At 65.9% G+C, this 19,768-nt stretch carries 14 protein-coding genes, 3 rRNA genes and 1 riboswitch; of the genes, 3 read left to right on the top strand and 14 right to left on the bottom strand.

Annotated elements, in window-relative coordinates:
* Positions 1-91 precede the first annotated feature (91 nt).
* A riboswitch (glycine riboswitch) is annotated at positions 92-189 on the bottom strand.
* 112 nt (positions 190-301) lie between these two features.
* A complete protein-coding gene (locus OIE74_RS33515) occupies positions 302-724 on the top strand; it encodes a PRC-barrel domain-containing protein (protein WP_329390421.1) in 423 nt (140 codons plus the stop codon).
* On the opposite strand, the gene OIE74_RS33510 is transcribed toward OIE74_RS33515, so the two are convergent.
* The 13 genes from OIE74_RS33510 to OIE74_RS33450 all read right to left on the bottom strand — a co-directional run bounded on the left by OIE74_RS33510 (position 721) and on the right by OIE74_RS33450 (position 15,896).
* On the bottom strand, positions 721-2,133 hold the full coding sequence (locus tag OIE74_RS33510; protein ID WP_329390419.1) for a DNA polymerase IV: 1,413 nt from the start codon (positions 2,131-2,133) through the stop codon (positions 721-723). The two genes, OIE74_RS33515 and OIE74_RS33510, sit on opposite strands and share 4 nt — an antisense overlap.
* A 59-nt stretch (positions 2,134-2,192) precedes the next feature.
* A complete protein-coding gene (locus OIE74_RS33505; RefSeq protein WP_329390417.1) occupies positions 2,193-2,759 on the bottom strand; it encodes a MerR family transcriptional regulator in 567 nt (188 codons plus the stop codon).
* Positions 2,760-2,944: 185 nt separating this feature from the next.
* Positions 2,945-3,418 carry a bifunctional nuclease family protein gene (locus OIE74_RS33500; protein WP_329390415.1) on the bottom strand — a complete coding sequence of 158 codons (474 nt, stop codon included), beginning with the start codon at positions 3,416-3,418 and terminating at the stop codon, positions 2,945-2,947.
* A 53-nt stretch (positions 3,419-3,471) separates the two neighbouring features.
* Positions 3,472-4,224, bottom strand: a complete 753-nt coding sequence (ftsR, locus tag OIE74_RS33495) for a transcriptional regulator FtsR (RefSeq protein ID WP_329390413.1) — start codon at positions 4,222-4,224, stop codon at positions 3,472-3,474.
* 17 nt (positions 4,225-4,241) lie between these two features.
* Positions 4,242-5,036, bottom strand: coding sequence for an FHA domain-containing protein (locus OIE74_RS33490; RefSeq protein WP_329390411.1), 795 nt, complete (start codon positions 5,034-5,036; stop codon positions 4,242-4,244).
* Between the two features lie 193 nt (positions 5,037-5,229).
* A complete protein-coding gene (locus OIE74_RS33485; protein ID WP_329390409.1) occupies positions 5,230-6,027 on the bottom strand; it encodes a DUF881 domain-containing protein in 798 nt (265 codons plus the stop codon).
* 5 nt (positions 6,028-6,032) lie between these two features.
* Complete coding sequence (locus OIE74_RS33480) at positions 6,033-6,365, bottom strand: small basic family protein (RefSeq protein WP_023543062.1); 333 nt, start codon at positions 6,363-6,365, stop codon at positions 6,033-6,035.
* Positions 6,362-7,291, bottom strand: a complete 930-nt coding sequence (locus tag OIE74_RS33475; RefSeq protein ID WP_329390407.1) for a DUF881 domain-containing protein — start codon at positions 7,289-7,291, stop codon at positions 6,362-6,364. The genes OIE74_RS33480 and OIE74_RS33475 overlap by 4 nt, the downstream gene beginning before the upstream one ends.
* 98 nt (positions 7,292-7,389) lie before the next feature.
* Positions 7,390-9,885 carry a mannose-1-phosphate guanyltransferase gene (locus tag OIE74_RS33470; protein ID WP_329390405.1) on the bottom strand — a complete coding sequence of 832 codons (2,496 nt, stop codon included), beginning with the start codon at positions 9,883-9,885 and terminating at the stop codon, positions 7,390-7,392.
* A gap of 110 nt (positions 9,886-9,995) precedes the next feature.
* Positions 9,996-10,604, bottom strand: a complete 609-nt coding sequence (locus OIE74_RS33465; RefSeq protein ID WP_329390403.1) for a CDP-alcohol phosphatidyltransferase family protein — start codon at positions 10,602-10,604, stop codon at positions 9,996-9,998.
* 136 nt (positions 10,605-10,740) lie between these two features.
* Positions 10,741-10,857: ribosomal RNA gene (rrf, locus tag OIE74_RS33460) — 5S ribosomal RNA — on the bottom strand.
* An 81-nt stretch (positions 10,858-10,938) separates the two neighbouring features.
* Positions 10,939-14,060 (bottom strand): 23S ribosomal RNA (locus OIE74_RS33455).
* Positions 14,061-14,372: 312 nt separating this feature from the next.
* Positions 14,373-15,896, bottom strand: a 16S ribosomal RNA gene (locus OIE74_RS33450).
* The 16S, 23S and 5S rRNA genes sit together here, the layout of an rRNA operon.
* Before the next feature lie 583 nt (positions 15,897-16,479).
* Here OIE74_RS33450 and OIE74_RS33445 point away from each other — a divergent pair.
* On the top strand, positions 16,480-16,929 hold the full coding sequence (locus OIE74_RS33445) for a PTS sugar transporter subunit IIA (RefSeq protein ID WP_329390401.1): 450 nt from the start codon (positions 16,480-16,482) through the stop codon (positions 16,927-16,929).
* Positions 16,930-17,030: 101 nt separating this feature from the next.
* Positions 17,031-18,701 (top strand): phosphoenolpyruvate--protein phosphotransferase, encoded by a 1,671-nt coding sequence (ptsP, locus tag OIE74_RS33440; RefSeq protein ID WP_329390399.1) that lies wholly within the window; start codon positions 17,031-17,033, stop codon positions 18,699-18,701.
* A 59-nt stretch (positions 18,702-18,760) separates the two neighbouring features.
* Here the strand turns inward: ptsP and OIE74_RS33435 are convergent, their stop codons facing one another.
* Positions 18,761-19,723 carry a hypothetical protein gene (locus OIE74_RS33435; protein ID WP_329390397.1) on the bottom strand — a complete coding sequence of 321 codons (963 nt, stop codon included), beginning with the start codon at positions 19,721-19,723 and terminating at the stop codon, positions 18,761-18,763.
* Positions 19,724-19,768: the final 45 nt, after the last annotated feature.

Genomic DNA, 19,768 nt, shown 5'->3' with positions numbered 1-19,768 from the left:
AGAGTTTCACCGGACCGCCGCGAAGCGGGCCGATTTTCACCGTCGGTGAGAGCGGATGCCGTCCGACACCTGCCCTGCTTTCCAGAGTGACCTCGTCCATGCGGTACGGGGGCCTGAGAGTTTCCGGGGAGGATTTGCTCCTTCGGCGCCTCCGGCAGTCTCACCGGACGGCTCTCCCGCATGGGGTCTACAGCCACTGGCCAGCCTACCAGCGAGTTCCCGCCAGGGTCTTCGAGTGGCCGATACCCCGAATGTGCCCTTTCGTAGAGCGAGGGAGCATATGCGACCAGTTGGAGGGACCGTGCAGACCGACATCGATCCGCGCAGCCTGATCGGCCGCAAGGCGTACGACCGCGACGGGCACAAGATCGGCACCGTCGACGAGGTGTATCTGGACGATGCCACCGGTGTGCCGGAGTGGGCGGCGGTACGGACCGGGCTGTTCAGCCGGGACGCGTTCGTGCCCCTGGCCCCCAGCACCTACCGCGACGAGTCACTGCACGTCCCCTACGAGCGCGGCCTGATCAAGGACGCCCCGGACTTCGGGGTCGGCCGCCATCTCTCCCCCGACCAGGAGATCCAGCTCTACCACCATTACGAACTGGCCCTGCCGGAGCCCGCGGCACCGGAACGCCCGGCCGCCGACCGCGACTTCGGCCAGGTGGCGGGCCGCGACGCCGCCGCCCGCCCCGGCGACCGGGAGCGGGACCGGCCGCAGCGCTAAGGCTTCTCCGGCGGGTGAGCGACCAGGGGCAGCGGTTCGGAGAGCTCCAGGTCGGGATCGTCCGTACGGAACGTCCGCACCCGCCCGGGAACGGCCGACGTGGGCTCCTCGAACCGTACGGTGACCCGCCCCACCCCACTCCCCTGCACCCACCCGGCGCCGAACTCGGCATGACGCACGTCGTGCCCCGCCGGCCAGTGCCGCTCAGTGAGGGCCTCCGCGATCACGTCCGCGTCCGCCCCGGGCGGCAGCGGCAGCGGCGGCCCGGAGCCGGGCTCGTCCGCCACCGTCCCCGCGTCCGGCTCGGCCTCTACCTCCGCCCCCGCCTCCGCCTCCGCCGCGGCCTGGGCGAACAGGTCCTCCTGCGTGTAGTCGGTCAGCCCCGTCACCCCCACCCCCAGCAGCCGCACCCCGCCGGTGGTGTCCAGGGACTCCAGCAGCCTCCCCGCCGCCTCACGCACCACCACCGGGTCGTCCGTGGGCCCCCGGAGCGTCTCGGAGCGGGTGAGCGTCGAGAAGTCGTACCGTCGCACCTTGAGGACGATCGTCCGCCCCGAGTGCCCGGACTCCCGCAGCCGCCGCACACACCGCTCCGCCAGCCGGTCCACCTCCGTCCTGACACGCACCCGGTCGTGCAGATCGACGTCGAAGGTGTCCTCGACGGACACGGACTTGGTCTCACGCTCGGCCACCACCGGCCGGTCGTCGTGCCCGGACGCCATCCGGTACAGCGACGTGCCGTGCGCCTTCCCCACGAGCCGTACGAGCTCGTCCTCCCCGGCCTCCGTCAGATCGGCGATGGTCAGCATCCCGGCCCGGCGCAGATGCTCGCCGGTGGCCGGCCCGACCCCGGGCAGCGTCCGTACGGTCATCGGCCCCAGCAGCTCGCGCTCCGTGCCCGGCTCGATGAGCACCAGACCGTCGGGCTTGGCCTGCTCGGAGGCGATCTTCGCCAGCATCTTGGACCCGGCGAGCCCGACCGAGCCCGTCAGACCGGTCACCGCCCTGATGTTCCGCCGCAGCCGCTCGCCCGTCGCACGCGCCGACGGCGAGTCGGACGCCGACCCGCCCGCCTCCAGATCGACGAACGCCTCGTCCAGACTCAGCGGCTCCACCAGCGGTGACAGCCGGCCGAGCAGCTCCATGACCTGCTCGCTGACCGTGCGGTAGAGGGCGAAGCGCGGCACCAGATACGCCGCGTTCGGCGCGAGCCGTCTCGCCTGGGCCATCGGCATGGCCGAGTGGATCCCGAACCGCCTCGCCTCGTACGACGCCGTGGAGACCACCCCGCGCGGACCGAGACCTCCGACGACCACCGGTTTTCCGCGCAGACTCGGCTTCGCCGCCTGCTCGGCGGCGGCGAAGAAGGCATCCATGTCCAGATGCAGGATGGTCGGTGCGGGTCTCACCCCACCGATGCTCCCCTACCCCACTGACAATCGCCCCGGGGCCGGCACGGCCCCGGGACTCAGACGGCCCGGTCGCGGCGCCTGCGGGCGAGCTCGTCGGCGGGGTTGTGCCCGATCAGGGTCTCGCCGGTGTCGACGCGCTCGCCGTGCAGCTGCGACAGCGCCGCTTCGACATCCCGCCACACCACCCCGACGGCGATCCCGAAGATGCCCTGACCGCCCTGGAGAAGGCCGACGACCTCGTCCGGCGACGAGCACTCGTACACCGTCGCGCCGTCGCTCATGAGCGTCATGCGCTCCAGGTCCCGCGCCTGACGGCCGCGTAGATGCTGGACGGCCGTCCGGATGTTCTGGAGGGCGACCCCCGTGTCCAGGAAGCGCTTGACGATCTTCAGGAAGACGACGTCGCGCAGGCTGTAGAGCCGCTGGGTGCCCGATCCCCTGGCGGGGCGCACACTCGGCTCGACGAGCCCCGTGCGTGCCCAGTAGTCCAGCTGGCGGTAGGTGATGCCCGCCGCCGCGCACGCTGTCGGTCCCCGGTAGCCGACCGTGCCGGTCGTCGGGTCGGACGTACTGCCGTGAAGCGGGTACGGGTCGTTAGCCGTACCGTCGCCGCTGCTGCTCACACCGACCTCCGTCCTTGACCTGCCCCGTCGACGGTAGGCAGTGCCCCCGGGTGCGTCAACGATCGCCACGCTGGGCACGCCGAGTGATAATCACCCTGAGAGTGGTTTGCCGTGCCCCGTCACCGGGAAAGGCTGGCCGAATGCGCGGACGGAGTCCGGTATGACGGTCTTGGACCGTTCAGCGCTCACTGGCTGTTGGTCCCGAAATCCTCCGGAGAGATCTGGTCGAGGAATTCACGGAACTTCTCCACCTCGTCCTCCTGCTCGTCGGGGATCGCGATGCCCGCGTCGTCCAGCACCCCGTCGCTGCCGAAGATGGGCGTGCCGGTGCGCAGGGCCAGCGCTATGGCGTCGGACGGCCTGGCGCTCACCTCGACACCGCTCGCGAAGACCAGCTCCGCGTAGAAGACTCCTTCGCGCAGGTCGGTGATGCGCACCTGCGTGAGTTCCTGGCCCACTGCCTCCAGCACGTCCTTGAAGAGGTCATGAGTCAGTGGTCGGGCCGGTGCCATGCCCTGCTGGGCAAAGGCAATAGCGGTAGCTTCCCCAGGCCCGATCCAGATGGGAAGGTACCGGTCGCCTCCCACTTCACGCAGGAGCACGATCGGTTGGTTGGAGGGCATTTCCACCCGGACACCCACGACGTCGAGCTCGTTCACACAGCAACCCTAGGACGTGCCCGGTCGGTTTGGGTAGTCGGACTCCCCCAAGATCAGGTAAGCCGGACTCCGAGAGCCGTCTGTACCAGTGCCGCGTGCAGCCGTACAGAGAGCGCCGCCAGCTCCCTCGTGGCGGCCTCCGCATGGGCCCTGGTCTGCGGATTACGGTGTCGGCGCAGGGGCGCGACGACCTGCTCGACGAGGCCCGCCTCACGGTCGGCGGCGGCTTTCACGGCTCGAAGATGTCGTGGTTCCAGACCGAATCTTCCGAGCTCCGCGACAAGTTTCGCCACGGTCACGGCCTCGGAGTCGTACCCGCCGTCCGCCATCGGGGCGACGAGGCCGTACGCCTCCCACTCGTCCAGCTCGCTCTCGGCCGCCTCCGTGGCCGCCAGCAGCTCGGCACGGCCGACCTTCGGGGCGGTGGGTGGCGCGGGCTCGGCGTCCCACGTGGAGCCGAGGAGCTCCCGCTGAGGGCCCTGGGAGGCCTGTACGGGCAGTGGAAGCCGTTCACCTCGCGCGACGGCGTCGAGATGCTCCCTGATGACCTTCAGGGGCAGATAGTGGTCCCGCTGCATACGCAGGACCTGGGCGAGGCGCTCGACGTCCTCGGGGCTGAACTTCCGATACCCGGAGGGGGTCCGCCTGGGCTCGACGAGGCCCTCGGACTCCAGGAACCGGATCTTGGAGATGGTCACCTCGGGGAACTCGTCCCTGAGCTGGTTCAGCACCATGCCGATGCTGACCAGTGATTCACCCGTGGGGGCGGTGCCGTGGCCGGCACCGCCCGTCGGTGGTCGCAGCATGGACCTTCCCTGAGGGGTCACACGCCCCGCTGGCTCGCGTAGAAGACCAGCCGGTACTTGCCGATCTGGACCTCGTCCCCGTTGGACACCGCGACCGAGTCGATCCGCTCCCGGTTGACGTACGTGCCGTTGAGACTGCCGACGTCGGAGACCGTGAAGTGGCCCTCCGGGCTCCTGCGGAACTCGACGTGCCGCCGGGACACGGTGACGTCGTCGAGGAAGATGTCGCTCTGCGGGTGCCTTCCGGCCGTCGTCAGATCGCCGTCCAGCAGGAACCGGCTGCCCGAGTTCGGACCGCGACGTACGACCAGCAGCGCGGAGCCGATGGGCAGCGCGTCCACCGCGGCCTGTGCCTCCGGCGAGAGCGAGGGAACGGCCGTCTGACCGGTTGCCTCCGCCTCGTACGCCTCAAGGCCCGAGATCGAGATGGTGGAGGTCGTCTCCGAGGGGCGCTCCGCAGGGGCCCCCGCCCTCAGCGGCGCACCACAGTTGGAACAGAAACGGCTGTCCTGCGTGTTGCGGTGCCCGCACCTCGTACAAACCATGGACGGACCCTCCTGACCGGGGGGAAACCCTCCACCCGTACTTGAGGTTGATGGTCCACCGAAACCTATGCCGCCAGAACTCGCGGGGTCAACAGATGACGCGCCGTGACCGCCCGCGTCGCCCCCTCCGGGGCCGCCGACCTCGTCACGGAAGAGCGGACGCTCGCCGCCCTGCTCCTCTTCCTGGCCATGGCGCGGTGCGCGATGGCGGGCGTTGCCGCCGTCCTCGCGTGCACTCCTGCCGAACAACTTTCCAAACAACTTCACGGGCGATTCCCCTTGACCTGAACAGACCCGCCCGTGGGGCAGGACGAACCCTGAATGAACACACCTGCCGACTCGGACATCTTCACAACGTCCGTAACCATCAGACAGTTTCCACCACGCACCATGCGGAATGTGCGCCGACCCCCCGGAACCTTCTGCCCTGGTCCCCGGGTCCGCATGCGCCCCCGCCCCACTACGACGACGACCGAGCGTAGTCAGGCCGCCGAGCCGGTCGCAAGGCGTCCACGACGATCTCATCCGACGCCGCCACTGTGGCTGTGGCCTGCTCTCTTTCCAATGTCTGCACCACACCTCCGGGGATGTTGAGCGCGGGTTCCAGATCCTGCGGCTTGCCGATCACCTTGAAACGGTACGGCGCACTGATCTGCTTCCCGTCCACCTCGATGTCACCGTCACTACCGGAGAAATATGTCGCGGCGACGACTCGGACCCCGTTCACCTGGATCGCCTCGGCCCCGGCCGCCCGCAGCTCCTGGATCGCGTCGAGCAGCATGTCGGAGTCGACGGAGCCGCCGTCGTCCCGGACGGTCAGCGTGATCCCGGGGCCCCGGGCGGCGACCGTACCGGCCAGGATGCCGAGCTGCTGCGCCTTCTCCCGCGTCTGCTTACGCGCCTCCTCGGCCTGGTCGGAGCTGGTCTCCAGCTCCGTCTGCTGGTCGTCCAGACGCTGCTTCTCGTCCTCCAGCCGCTGGGTACGGCCGTCGAGCTCGTCCAGGATCCGTACGAGGTCCTCCTGGCGCGCGCCGCGCAGGGCACTGTCGTCGTTGGTCGAACGGACCTGAATGGCCAGCCCCAGACCCAGCACGAACAGCAGTACGGCGACGATGAGTTGGGCCCGGGTGACGCGCGGGGGCCAGAGGCCGGCCGCCAGCCGCTGACGGCCCGTCATCTGCTGGCGCGCCTCGGGGAGCTGCGGTGACTGCTGTGACTGCGACGGCTGCTGGTCCCGCGAGGGCTCTTCGCTGTTCATCGGCCTCACGCCCGGAACACGTGCCGGCGGATCGCGGCAGCGTTGGAGAAGATCCGGATACCGAACACGACGACCACACCGGTGGACAACTGCGCGCCCACGCCGAGCTTGTCACCGAGGAACACGATGAGCGCGGCAACCACCACGTTCGACAGGAACGACACCACGAACACCTTGTCGACGAAGATCCCGTCGAGCATGGCCCGCAGCCCCCCGAAGACCGCGTCGAGAGCGGCGACGACGGCGATCGGCAGATAGGGCTCGACCACCGCCGGCACTTCGGGTCGAACCAACAGTCCGACCACGACTCCCACGACGAGGCCAAGTACCGCGATCACGATGTGCCCTTCCCTGTTTCTGCCGTGGCCTCTCCGTCGCCCTTCCCCGGGTCGGCGGCCTTCGGCTCTGCTGTACGTACGATCAGGCTCGGCGCGGCAGGAAGACGTACCGTCTCCTGGGCGGAAATGCTGGTGCGGACACCGAAGTTCTCCTGCAACGAGTGCAGGTACTGGCCGTCGGCACTGTCCTGGAACGCGGTGCTCAGGTTGTTCCCGTCCCCCACGGCCAGCACCGTGTACGGCGGCACCAGCGGCTTGTTGTCGACCAGTATGGCCTCACCGGCGGCCCTGATCGCCGAAAGAGCCGTCAGACGCTGGCCGTTGATGGACACCGCCTCGGCCCCCGACTCCCAGAGGCCGTTGACGATCTGCTGCATGTCCCGGTCCCTGACCCGCCCCGTGTCCGAGAAGTTGCTGCTCTCCCGGGGCCCGCCCGCGCTCTCACCGGCGGACTTGGCGTCGTCGACGACGAGCTTCACACCCGGCCCCTCGACCTCGGTGGAGCCCGACAACAGGGCGACGAGTTCGCCCTGTTCGCCGCCGTGTTCCCGCAGCGCCTCACGCTGCCGGACACCCACCTCGTCACGGAGCTTGTCCACCGTGCGTTCGAGGGCGTCCGCGGAGGACGTCTCGGCGTCGATCCGCTCGATGAGCTCCTCGCGCTCCTTGGCGACGACCGGGGCGTCGATCCGCGCCTCGGCGGCGCCCACGGTGACCACCAGCGCGGCCAGTACGAGCCCCGCCGCCAGACCTAGCTTCGCCCGGAGCGTACGGGGCATTCCCCCGTCCTCGGCGTCCCTGCGAGCCGCCGCCTCGGCGTAACCGTCGTCCAGGCTGTGGTCCATCACATTGTTCAGCAGCGACATGGACGCGTCAGGACGCGGGGGTGGCGAGGGTGTGCTCCGAATGGGGGGGTGCTGCGGCATGCCGCACATCGTCGCACGGCGCGGTCACTACCGCCGAATGGCCCCACCGGTGTGCCGGAGGGCGGCGGCCCGCCGCCCTCCGGCACACCGTGATCAGGTCACTGACCTGCGCTGTCCACGACCGCGGACCACTCGTCGAGCAGCGCCTGGGCGGAGGCGTCGTCCGGTCCCTCGGCCCACAGATGGGTGACGGCCTCGGCGGGCGCGGGAAGCACCATCACCCAGCGTCCGTCGGCCTCCACGACCCGGATGCCGTCGGTCGTGTCGACGTCCCGCTCGCCGGCCGCCTCCACCACCCGCCGCATGACCAGACCCTTGACGGCCCAGGGGGTGGCCAGATCCCTGCGCAGCACATGGGCGCGCGGAATGCGGGCGTCGATCTGGCTGAGCGTGAGCTGTGTACGGGCGACCAGACCCAGCAGCCGTACGAAGGCCGCCGTGCCGTCCAGCAGACTGCTGAACTCCGGGACGATGAACGCACCGCGTCCGTCACCGCCGAAGATCGTGGAATCCTCCCTGCCGACCCTCGTGAGGTCGTCGGGCGACGTGGTCGTCCACTCCACCTGGGTCCCGTGGTACGCGGCGACCTGCTCGGCGATTCTGGTGGTCGTGACGGGCAGCGCCACCCGCCCGCTGCGCCGCTCGGCGGCGACCAGGTCGAGCAGCACCAGCAGGGCACGGTCGTCCTCGATGATCCGTCCGCGCTCGTCCACGAGCGACAGCCGCTCGCCCACGGGGTCAAAGCGCACCCCGAAGGACGCCCGCGCCGACGCCACGATCTCGCCCAGCCTGACCAGACCGGACCTGCGCGACTCCACGGTCTCGGTCGGCCGCGCCTCGTCGAGGCCGGGATTGATGGTCAGCGCGTCGACCCCGAGCCGCCCGAGAAGGCTGGGCAGAACAAGCCCCGCACTGCCGTTGGACGCGTCCACGACGACCTTGAGCCCGGCCTCGGCGATCCCGGACGTGTCGACATTCCGGAGCAGCGAGCCGGTGTACGAGTCGAAGACGCTCGCGGGGAAGTGCAGGTCCCCGATCTCGCCGGGGAAGGCCCTGCGGTACTCCTGCCTCGCGTAGACCCGGTCCAGCTTGCGCTGGCCGGCCTGCGAGAGGTCGGCACCCCGTTCGTCGAAGAACATGATGTCCACGGAGTCGGGCACACCCGGCGTCGTACGGATCATGATGCCGCCGGCACTGCCACGGCCCGTCTGCTGCCGTGCCACCGGCAGCGGGACGTTCTCCAGGTCCCGTACATCGATGGCGCTGGCCTGGAGGGCGGAGATCACCGCCCGCTTGAGCGCGCGCGCACCACGCGAGTGGTCGCGCGCGGTGGTGACCGTGGAGCCCTTCTTGAGGGTCGTGGCGTACGCCCCTGCCAGCCGGACAGCCAGCTCGGGCGTGATCTCCACGTTGAGAATCCCGGAGACCCCACGCGCTCCGAAGAGATGCGCCTGTCCTCTGGACTCCCAGATCACCGAGGTGTTGACGAACGCGCCGGCCTCGATGGTCTTGAACGGATACACCCGGACATTGCCCTGGATAATCGATTCTTCACCGACAAGGCACTCGTCACCGATGACCGCGCCGTCCTCGATCCGGGAGGCACGCATGATGTCGGTGTTCTTGCCGATCACACAGCCACGCAGATTGCTGTGCTGCCCGATGTAGACGTTGTCGTGCACGACGGCGCGATGGAGAAAGGCCCCGGATTTGACGACCACGTTGGAGCCGATGACGGTGTGCTCGCGGATCTCGGCGTCCGCCTCGACCTTGGCGTAGTCACCGATGTAGAGCGGACCGCGGAGAACGGCGTCGGGATGGACCTCGGCGCCTTCGGCGACCCACACTCCGGGCGAGATCTCGAAACCGTCGAGATCGACGTCGACCTTGCCCTCCAGGACATCCGCCTGGGCTTTCACATAACTCTCGTGCGTCCCGACGTCCTCCCAGTAGCCCTCGGCGATATAGCCGTAGACGGGCTTGCCCTCTTTCATGAGCTGAGGGAAGACGTCGCCCGACCAGTCCACAGAGGTGTCGGCCTCGACGTAGTCGAACACTTCGGGCTCCATCACATAGATGCCCGTGTTGACGGTGTCCGAGAACACCTGGCCCCAGGTGGGCTTCTCCAGGAAGCGCTCCACCTTTCCCTCTTCGTCCACGATCGTGATACCGAACTCCAGCGGGTTCGGCACCCGGGTCAGGCACACCGTGACCAGCGCGCCCTTCTCCTTGTGGAAGGCGATGAGGTCCGTCAGGTCGAAGTCGGTGAGAGCGTCACCGGAAATGACGAGAAAAGCATCGTCCTTGAGCGCCTCTTCGGCGTTCTTCACACTCCCCGCAGTGCCGAGCGGCTTCTCCTCATTGGCATAGGTGAGCTCCATTCCAAGCTCTTCGCCGTCACCGAAATAGTTCTTCACGAGAGAAGCGAGGAACTGAACGGTGACCACGGTTTCACTGAGTCCGTGCCGCTTGAGCAATCGCAGCACATGCTCCATGATTGGCCGATTCGCCACCGGCAACAACGGCTTGGGCATGCTTGAGGTCATGGGGCGAAGGCGCGTGCCCTCGCCGCCAGCCATCACGACGGCCTTCATGTCGGAAGCGTCCTCCTTGAAGAGACGGTCTCGCCGACGTCACCCATCTGGACAGGCCGTAAGGCATCAGGTGCGGGCCGGCGACACTGCACGGCACCACATCGACGAGCTCAATCGGCCACTCTGTCCGCTCTGACGAGCCGGCGGACCTGGACCACGTAGAGGATCCCTGCCCACCAATAGAGAGTTGTACCCCATCCAGCGAACGCCCATCCGAAAACTTCGGCAAGCGATGCGAGCCATCCGCTCCCGTCGCTGAGTAGTAGCAACGGGAAGGCATACATCAAGTTGAAGGTAGCTGCCTTTCCCAAGAAGTTCACCTGGGGAGGCGGATAGCCGTGCCTGCGGAGGATTCCCACCATCACCAGCAGCATCAGCTCGCGGGCCAGGAGAGCCGCGGTGAGCCAGAGGGGGAGGATCTCGCGCCAGGTCAGGCCGGCAAGGGTGGAAAGGATGTACAGACGGTCGGCCGCGGGGTCCAGGAGCCGCCCCAGACTGCTGATCTGGTTCCAGCGGCGGGCGAGCATGCCGTCGAGATAGTCGGTCACCCCGCTGAGCATCAGGACGAGCAATGCCCAGCCGTCGCTGTTCGGCCCGCCGAACTCGGGACGGAGGATGAGCCACAGGAAGAGCGGCACACCGAGGAGGCGAGCCATGCTCAGGATGTTGGGGATGGTGAACACCCGATCCGTCTGGACGCGGGTCTCCTGAACCTCCACCCGGGGGCCTCCTGTGCGGGGATGTGCCGATGATGCCCCCTGACCCTACCCGGACGGTTGGCCTACGGACGCCGTGGGGTCTTGAACGCAGAAGTGCCCCGCACCAAAAGGTGCGGGGCACTCCCGACAAAGAATTGTTCGGCGGCGTCCTACTCTCCCACAGGGTCCCCCCTGCAGTACCATCGGCGCTGAAAGGCTTAGCTTCCGGGTTCGGAATGTAACCGGGCGTTTCCCTCACGCAATGACCACCGAAACACTGCGAAACACACAAACAGGTGGATGACAGCACAGCCTGTTCGTTGTCTCAGAACTAACACAGTGGACGCGAGCAACTGAGGACAAGCCCTCGGCCTATTAGTACCGGTCAACTCCACACCTCACAGTGCTTCCATATCCGGCCTATCAACCCAGTCGTCTACTGGGAGCCTTACCCCATCAAGTGGGTGGGAGCCCTCATCTCGAAGCAGGCTTCCCGCTTAGATGCTTTCAGCGGTTATCCCTCCCGAACGTAGCCAACCAGCCATGCCCTTGGCAGAACAACTGGCACACCAGAGGTTCGTCCGTCCCGGTCCTCTCGTACTAGGGACAGCCCTTCTCAAGACTCCTACGCGCGCAGCGGATAGGGACCGAACTGTCTCACGACGTTCTAAACCCAGCTCGCGTACCGCTTTAATGGGCGAACAGCCCAACCCTTGGGACCGACTCCAGCCCCAGGATGCGACGAGCCGACATCGAGGTGCCAAACCATCCCGTCGATATGGACTCTTGGGGAAGATCAGCCTGTTATCCCCGGGGTACCTTTTATCCGTTGAGCGACGGCGCTTCCACAAGCCACCGCCGGATCACTAGTCCCGACTTTCGTCCCTGCTCGACCCGTCGGTCTCACAGTCAAGCTCCCTTGTGCACTTACACTCAACACCTGATTACCAACCAGGCTGAGGGAACCTTTGGGCGCCTCCGTTACCCTTTAGGAGGCAACCGCCCCAGTTAAACTACCCATCAGACACTGTCCCTGATCCGGATCACGGACCCAGGTTAGACATCCAGCACGACCAGAGTGGTATTTCAACGACGACTCCACAACCACTGGCGTGGCCACTTCACAGTCTCCCACCTATCCTACACAAGCCGAACCGAACACCAATATCAAACTGTAGTAAAGGTCCCGGGGTCTTTCCGTCCTGCTGCGCGAAACGAGCATCTTTACTCGTAGTGCAATTTCACCGGGCCTATGGTTGAGACAGTCGAGAAGTCGTTACGCCATTCGTGCAGGTCGGAACTTACCCGACAAGGAATTTCGCTACCTTAGGATGGTTATAGTTACCACCGCCGTTTACTGGCGCTTAAGTTCTCAGCCTCGCCACACCGAAATGTGACTAACCGGTCCCCTTAACGTTCCAGCACCGGGCAGGCGTCAGTCCGTATACATCGCCTTACGGCTTCGCACGGACCTGTGTTTTTAGTAAACAGTCGCTTCTCGCTGGTCTCTGCGGCCACCCCCAGCTCACACCGTAAAGATGATCACCAGAAATGGCCCCCCTTCTCCCGAAGTTACGGGGGCATTTTGCCGAGTTCCTTAACCATAGTTCACCCGAACGCCTCGGTATTCTCTACCTGACCACCTGAGTCGGTTTAGGGTACGGGCCGCCATGAAACTCGCTAGAGGCTTTTCTCGACAGCATAGGATCATCCACTTCACCACAATCGGCTCGGCATCAGGTCTCAGACTTATATGCACGACGGATTTGCCTACCGTGCGTCCTACACCCTTACCCCGGGACAACCACCGCCCGGGCTGGACTACCTTCCTGCGTCACCCCATCGCTTGCCTACTACCACCTCGGGTCAACGGCTCCACCACTTTCCATTCCCCGAAGGGTCCGGAACGGCTTCACGGTCTTAGCATCAGAGGATTCAACACTGGGCGTTTCAAAGCGGGTACCGGAATATCAACCGGTTGTCCATCGACTACGCCTGTCGGCCTCGCCTTAGGTCCCGACTTACCCTGGGCAGATCAGCTTGACCCAGGAACCCTTAGTCAATCGGCGCACACGTTTCCCACGTGTGTATCGCTACTCATGCCTGCATTCTCACTCGTGAACCGTCCACCACTGCCTTCCGGCGCGGCTTCACCCGGCACACGACGCTCCCCTACCCATCCCAGCGGGCGTTGGCCCACATGCTGGAATGACACGACTTCGGCGGTACGCTTGAGCCCCGCTACATTGTCGGCGCGGAATCACTTGACCAGTGAGCTATTACGCACTCTTTCAAGGATGGCTGCTTCTAAGCCAACCTCCTGGTTGTCTCTGCGACTCCACATCCTTTCCCACTTAGCGTACGCTTAGGGGCCTTAGTCGATGCTCTGGGCTGTTTCCCTCTCGACCATGGAGCTTATCCCCCACAGTCTCACTGCCGCGCTCTCACTTACCGGCATTCGGAGTTTGGCTAAGGTCAGTAACCCGGTAGGGCCCATCGCCTATCCAGTGCTCTACCTCCGGCAAGAAACACACGACGCTGCACCTAAATGCATTTCGGGGAGAACCAGCTATCACGGAGTTTGATTGGCCTTTCACCCCTAACCACAGGTCATCCCCCAGGTTTTCAACCCTGGTGGGTTCGGTCCTCCACGACCTCTTACAGCCGCTTCAACCTGCCCATGGCTAGATCACTCCGCTTCGGGTCTTGAGCGCGCTACTATGACGCCCTATTCGGACTCGCTTTCGCTACGGCTTCCCCACACGGGTTAACCTCGCAACACACCGCAAACTCGCAGGCTCATTCTTCAAAAGGCACGCAGTCACGAGACAAGAGCAAGCTCTTGCCCGACGCTCCCACGGCTTGTAGGCACACGGTTTCAGGTACTATTTCACTCCGCTCCCGCGGTACTTTTCACCATTCCCTCACGGTACTATCCGCTATCGGTCACCAGGGAATATTTAGGCTTAGCGGGTGGTCCCGCCAGATTCACACGGGATTTCTCGGGCCCCGTGCTACTTGGGTGATTCTCAAACGAGCCGTTAATGTTTCAGCTACGGGGGTCTTACCCTCTACGCCGGACCTTTCGCATGTCCTTCGCCTACACCAACGGTTTCTGACTCGCCGACCGGCCGGCAGACCGGTCAAAAGAACTCCCACAACCCCGCATGCGCAACCCCTGCCGGGTATCACACACATACGGTTTGGCCTCATCCAGTTTCGCTCGCCACTACTCCCGGAATCACGGTTGTTTTCTCTTCCTGCGGGTACTGAGATGTTTCACTTCCCCGCGTTCCCTCCACACTGCCTATGTGTTCAGCAGTAGGTGACAGCCCATGACGACTGCCGGGTTTCCCCATTCGGACACCCCCGGATCAAAGCTCGGTTGACAGCTCCCCGGGGCCTATCGCGGCCTCCCACGTCCTTCATCGGTTCCTGGTGCCAAGGCATCCACCGTGCGCCCTTAAAAACTTGGCCACAGATGCTCGCGTCCACTGTGCAGTTCTCAAACAACGACCAACCACCCACCACCCCCACAACTGTGGAGTTCACTGGGGCCGGCAACCCGAAGATCCGGAACAAGTCCGCACCCTCAGACACCCAACAGCGCGCCCGGCCCTCCCCATCCCCCCGGACTGTGTTCCACGCCCCCAAGAGGGGGCAGTACTGACAGGCCGTGAAGACCGGAAGAGCCGAATAGTCAACGTTCCACCCATGAGCAACCAGCACCGGACACTCGCCGATGAACTGGCCTCTGACCAAGCGGACTTGGTAAGAAGTGCTCCTTAGAAAGGAGGTGATCCAGCCGCACCTTCCGGTACGGCTACCTTGTTACGACTTCGTCCCAATCGCCAGTCCCACCTTCGACAGCTCCCTCCCACAAGGGGTTGGGCCACCGGCTTCGGGTGTTACCGACTTTCGTGACGTGACGGGCGGTGTGTACAAGGCCCGGGAACGTATTCACCGCAGCAATGCTGATCTGCGATTACTAGCAACTCCGACTTCATGGGGTCGAGTTGCAGACCCCAATCCGAACTGAGACCGGCTTTTTGAGATTCGCTCCACCTCACGGTATCGCAGCTCATTGTACCGGCCATTGTAGCACGTGTGCAGCCCAAGACATAAGGGGCATGATGACTTGACGTCGTCCCCACCTTCCTCCGAGTTGACCCCGGCGGTCTCCTGTGAGTCCCCATCACCCCGAAAGGCATGCTGGCAACACAGAACAAGGGTTGCGCTCGTTGCGGGACTTAACCCAACATCTCACGACACGAGCTGACGACAGCCATGCACCACCTGTACACCGACCACAAGGGGGGCACCATCTCTGATGCTTTCCGGTGTATGTCAAGCCTTGGTAAGGTTCTTCGCGTTGCGTCGAATTAAGCCACATGCTCCGCTGCTTGTGCGGGCCCCCGTCAATTCCTTTGAGTTTTAGCCTTGCGGCCGTACTCCCCAGGCGGGGAACTTAATGCGTTAGCTGCGGCACCGACGACGTGGAATGTCGCCAACACCTAGTTCCCAACGTTTACGGCGTGGACTACCAGGGTATCTAATCCTGTTCGCTCCCCACGCTTTCGCTCCTCAGCGTCAGTAATGGCCCAGAGATCCGCCTTCGCCACCGGTGTTCCTCCTGATATCTGCGCATTTCACCGCTACACCAGGAATTCCGATCTCCCCTACCACACTCTAGTCTGCCCGTATCGAATGCAGACCCGGGGTTAAGCCCCGGGCTTTCACACCCGACGTGACAAACCGCCTACGAGCTCTTTACGCCCAATAATTCCGGACAACGCTTGCGCCCTACGTATTACCGCGGCTGCTGGCACGTAGTTAGCCGGCGCTTCTTCTGCAGGTACCGTCACTTGCGCTTCTTCCCTGCTGAAAGAGGTTTACAACCCGAAGGCCGTCATCCCTCACGCGGCGTCGCTGCATCAGGCTTCCGCCCATTGTGCAATATTCCCCACTGCTGCCTCCCGTAGGAGTCTGGGCCGTGTCTCAGTCCCAGTGTGGCCGGTCGCCCTCTCAGGCCGGCTACCCGTCGTCGCCTTGGTAGGCCATTACCCCACCAACAAGCTGATAGGCCGCGGGCTCATCCTGCACCGCCGGAGCTTTCAACCACCCCCCATGAGGGGAACAGTATTATCCGGTATTAGACCCCGTTTCCAGGGCTTGTCCCAGAGTGCAGGGCAGATTGCCCACGTGTTACTCACCCGTTCGCCACTAATCCACCCGAAGGCTTCATCGTTCGACTTGCATGTGTTAAGCACGCCGCCAGCGTTCGTCCTGAGCCAGGATCAAACTCTCCGTGAATGCTCTGCCCGTACCCATTGAAGAGCACGGGTGACACCACGAGAGCGGAACACCAGGACGGAATAAGACCCGGTGTTCACAGCGTCCTCGCTGTGTTTCTATCAAAGGAACCCAAACCCAACCCACCAAACAGGTGGACCAGGCCGGGGTATCAACATATCTGGCGTTGACTTTTGGCACGCTGTTGAGTTCTCAAGGAACGGACGCTTCCTTCGGTCCCGTCTCCGGGCCCCTCCGGGCTTTCCCTTCGGTCCTGCTGTCTTGCGTTTCAAACACTAGCAGGCCTTTTGACTTCCTCTGACCACACCTTCCGCAGGCATGCGGAAGCAGTAATCCGAGAGAGTTTCTGACTTGATAGGTGCTGCCGACCGCCGACTCGAAGTCGCGTTAGCGTCAGGCAGGGGTATGACAGTACATGCCGTCCCTGTTGGCAGGCAAATCGTTTTCCGCCCCTGGTGAGACCCGCCAACTGGCAGCTCTCGGGCGGAACCGGCACTTCATATGACTTACGCTTCTGAACGGTACGTCGTCCCATGACAGGCGGTGACGACGGCAGACGAATCTCCGCCCCTGGGAGGCCCCCATGACCAGCGTGACGTCCCCGCTTGCCGGACGCGCCATCGGACTCGCGGCTGTGCCGGATCCGGTGTTCTCCGATGCGATGGTGGGCCCCGGTACCGCGATCGACCCTGTGCGGGAGCCGTCCGAGGCCGTCGCGCCGGTCGACGGGGTCGTCGTCTCCCTTCATCCCCACGCCTTCGTCGTTCTCGACTCCGAGGGGCACGGTGTGCTGACGCACCTCGGTATCGACACGGTCCAGCTCAACGGCGCGGGGTTCGAACTCCTCGTCGCCAAGGGCGACACCGTGCGGCGCGGGCAGGGTGTCGTGCGCTGGAATCCCGTCGATGTCGAGGCCGCCGGCAAGTCCCCGGTGTGTCCGGTGGTGGCCCTGGACGCGGGCGCCGAGGCGCTGACGGATGTCGTCCGGGACGGCGAAGTGAAGTCCGGCGACACGCTCTTCGGCTGGCGCTGACCCCGCCGGACAGTCGTCACGGCCGTCGGCCGTCATGACCGGCGGTCAGTTCATCAACCGCGGCGATCCGGTCGGTCGTCGCACAACCGGAGACGGGTGCAATGCAGACAACGCTGCGAGGCGTCGGCGTCAGCCACGGGGTGGCCATCGGCGAGGTTCGGCACATGGGTACAGCGGTTCTCGAACCGCCGGTCAGGCAGATCCCGGCCGAGGAGGCCGAGCGCGAACAGGGGCGTGCGCGGCAGGCCGTCGAGGCTGTGGCCGCCGACCTGATCGCTCGGGGCAATCTGGCCGGTGGTGAGGCGCAGGGGGTTCTTGAGGCACAGGCCATGATGGCCCAGGACCCGGAGCTCATGTCCGACGTGGAGCGGCGGATCGCCGACGGGAGTACGGCGGAGCGTGCCGTGTACGACGCGTTCGCCTCCTACCGGGAGCTGCTCGCGGGCGCCGGTGAGTATCTGGCGGGGCGGGTCGCGGATCTGGACGACGTACGGAACCGGATCGTGGCGCGGTTGCTCGGGGTGCCGATGCCGGGCGTGCCGGACAGCGACGAGCCGTACGTACTGGTCGCGCGTGACCTGGCTCCCGCCGATACGGCGCTGTTGGATCCGACGCTCGTCCTCGGCTTCGTGACCGAGGAGGGCGGGCCGACCAGTCACAGCGCGATTCTGGCGCGACAGCTCGGGGTGCCCGCCGTGGTGGCGCTGCCCGGTGCCGTTGAGGTGGCGGAGGGCACGATGGTCGCCGTCGACGGCAGTACGGGTGAGGTCTTCATCGAGCCGAGCGCTTCGAGGCGTGCGGAGCTTGCCAAGTCCGCCGAGGCGGAGCGGGCCGCGCTGGCCGCCTCCTCCGGGCCGGGTGCGACGTCCGACGGCCACAAGGTGCCGCTGCTGGCGAATGTCGGTGGTCCCGCCGATGTGCCGGCGGCCGTGGAGGCGGGCGCCGAGGGTGTGGGGCTGTTCCGTACCGAGTTCCTGTTCCTGGACGACAGCAAGCGGGCGCCGTCGGAGGAGAAGCAGGTCGCGGTGTACCGGCAGGTGCTGGAGGCGTTTCCCGAAGGCCGGGTGGTCGTGCGGGTGTTGGACGCGGGCGCCGACAAACCGCTGGACTTCCTGACCCCGGCCGACGAGCCGAATCCGGCGCTCGGTGTGCGCGGGCTGCGGAGTCTGCTCGACCACCCGGATGTGCTGCGCACGCAGCTCACCGCGCTGTCGAAGGCCGCTGAGGGGCTTCCGGTGTATCTGGAGGTCATGGCGCCGATGGTGGCCGACCGGACCGACGCCAAGGCGTTCGCCGACGCGTGCCGGGCGGCGGGGCTGAACGCCAAGTTCGGGGCGATGGTGGAGATTCCGTCGGCGGCTCTGCGGGCGCGTTCGGTTCTTCAGGAGGTCGAGTTCCTTTCGCTGGGGACCAATGATCTCGCTCAGTACACCTTCGCCGCCGACCGCCAGGTGGGCGCGGTGGCGCGGTGGCAGGACCCGTGGCAGCCGGCGCTGCTCGATCTGGTGGCGATGGCCGCGGAGTCCGCCGGTGCCGAGGGCAAGAGCTGTGGTGTGTGTGGTGAGGCGGCTGCCGATCCGCTGCTGGCGTGTGTGCTCACCGGGCTCGGTGTGACGTCGCTGTCGATGGGCGCGGCGTCGATCCCGTACGTACGGGCGACGCTGGCGAAGTACTCGCTCGCGCAGTGCGAGCGTGCCGCTGCCGCCGCGCGCGCGGCCGACACCGCCGAGGAGGCGCGGGCCGCCGCCCAGGGTGTGCTGTCCGGCGAGTGACCCGTTCGTTCGGCGTCCTGGGAGCTTCCCGTCGCATCGCGGCGGGAAGCTCCCCGCGTTCAGCTGTGGATGTCCGCGTCCTCGATACCGAGGTCGAAGCCCGCGCGGTACTCCACCCCCGGCTCCGGGGAGAGTGGCTCGCCCGTGTCGGCGTCGGTGCAGTAAGCGCTGAAGACCTGGCCTTCGCTGAGCGGGGCGAGGCCGCTGCCCCTGAGCCGCCAGCCGTGGAGCCGGTCCGGGGCGCCCGGTCCCGTCGTACGAAGGACGACTCCGCCGGGGCTGTCGAGTGCGATGCCCGCCGCGAGGACGGTCACGAACTCCGCGCTCTCGGACGCGTCGAGCCGCGCGGGCCCGGTGTCGGGCCTCATCACCTGGAGGGCGGCGAGGAGCTGTTCGTCCGGTGCCGGGATGCTGCACACGAGGTGGTGTGTGCCCGGTCCGGCGCGCTCGATCAGATGGGTCAGGAGCCGTGAGGCGCGGTCGAACGAGGCGCGTCCGATGTCCACGCCGCAGTCGGCGCACTCCCCGAGGTCGGCGAGGACCATCGTGGCGTACTCCCAGGTGGCCCTGCGGACGGCGGTGTTGACGAGTTGTGGGACGAGTTGGCCGACGGGTTGCCCGGTGTAGGGCACGACGGCGCCGCCGCTCGCGGCGATGCGTGCGGTGAAGCGGCCACGGGCGATGACGGTGTCCGGGTCGTGCCCGGCCTCCGCGCAGTACTCGGCGAACTCCTCCGGGTCGAAGAGCGCGACCGATGTGTGCGCTCCCTCGGTGGCGAGGGAGCGGAGCAGTCCGTCGACCCGCCGGAGATATTTCCGGTGGTCGTCGAAGGTGAAGGTGCGGTAGCCCCGCATGGCGGCGAAGTCCCGTTCGTCGGCGAGCAGCCCGACGGTGCGGGGCACTTCACGGCGCAGTGCGCGCAGTTCGCTGCGCGCACGCCCCGAAGTTCCCGTCGGGCCGGTCCGTCCGGCGGTCTTCCCGCGCTGTCCGCGGTTGGTGTTCGTGCGGTTGGTGTGCGCCATGACTCCCCCTGAGCGCTGTCGATCAATGCTCACTCAGAGTAGCCG

The sequence above is a fragment of the Streptomyces sp. NBC_01716 genome (assembly GCF_036248275.1).
Taxonomy (GTDB): Bacteria; Actinomycetota; Actinomycetes; order Streptomycetales; family Streptomycetaceae; genus Streptomyces.
This window is presented reverse-complemented; position numbering and strand designations above follow the sequence as displayed.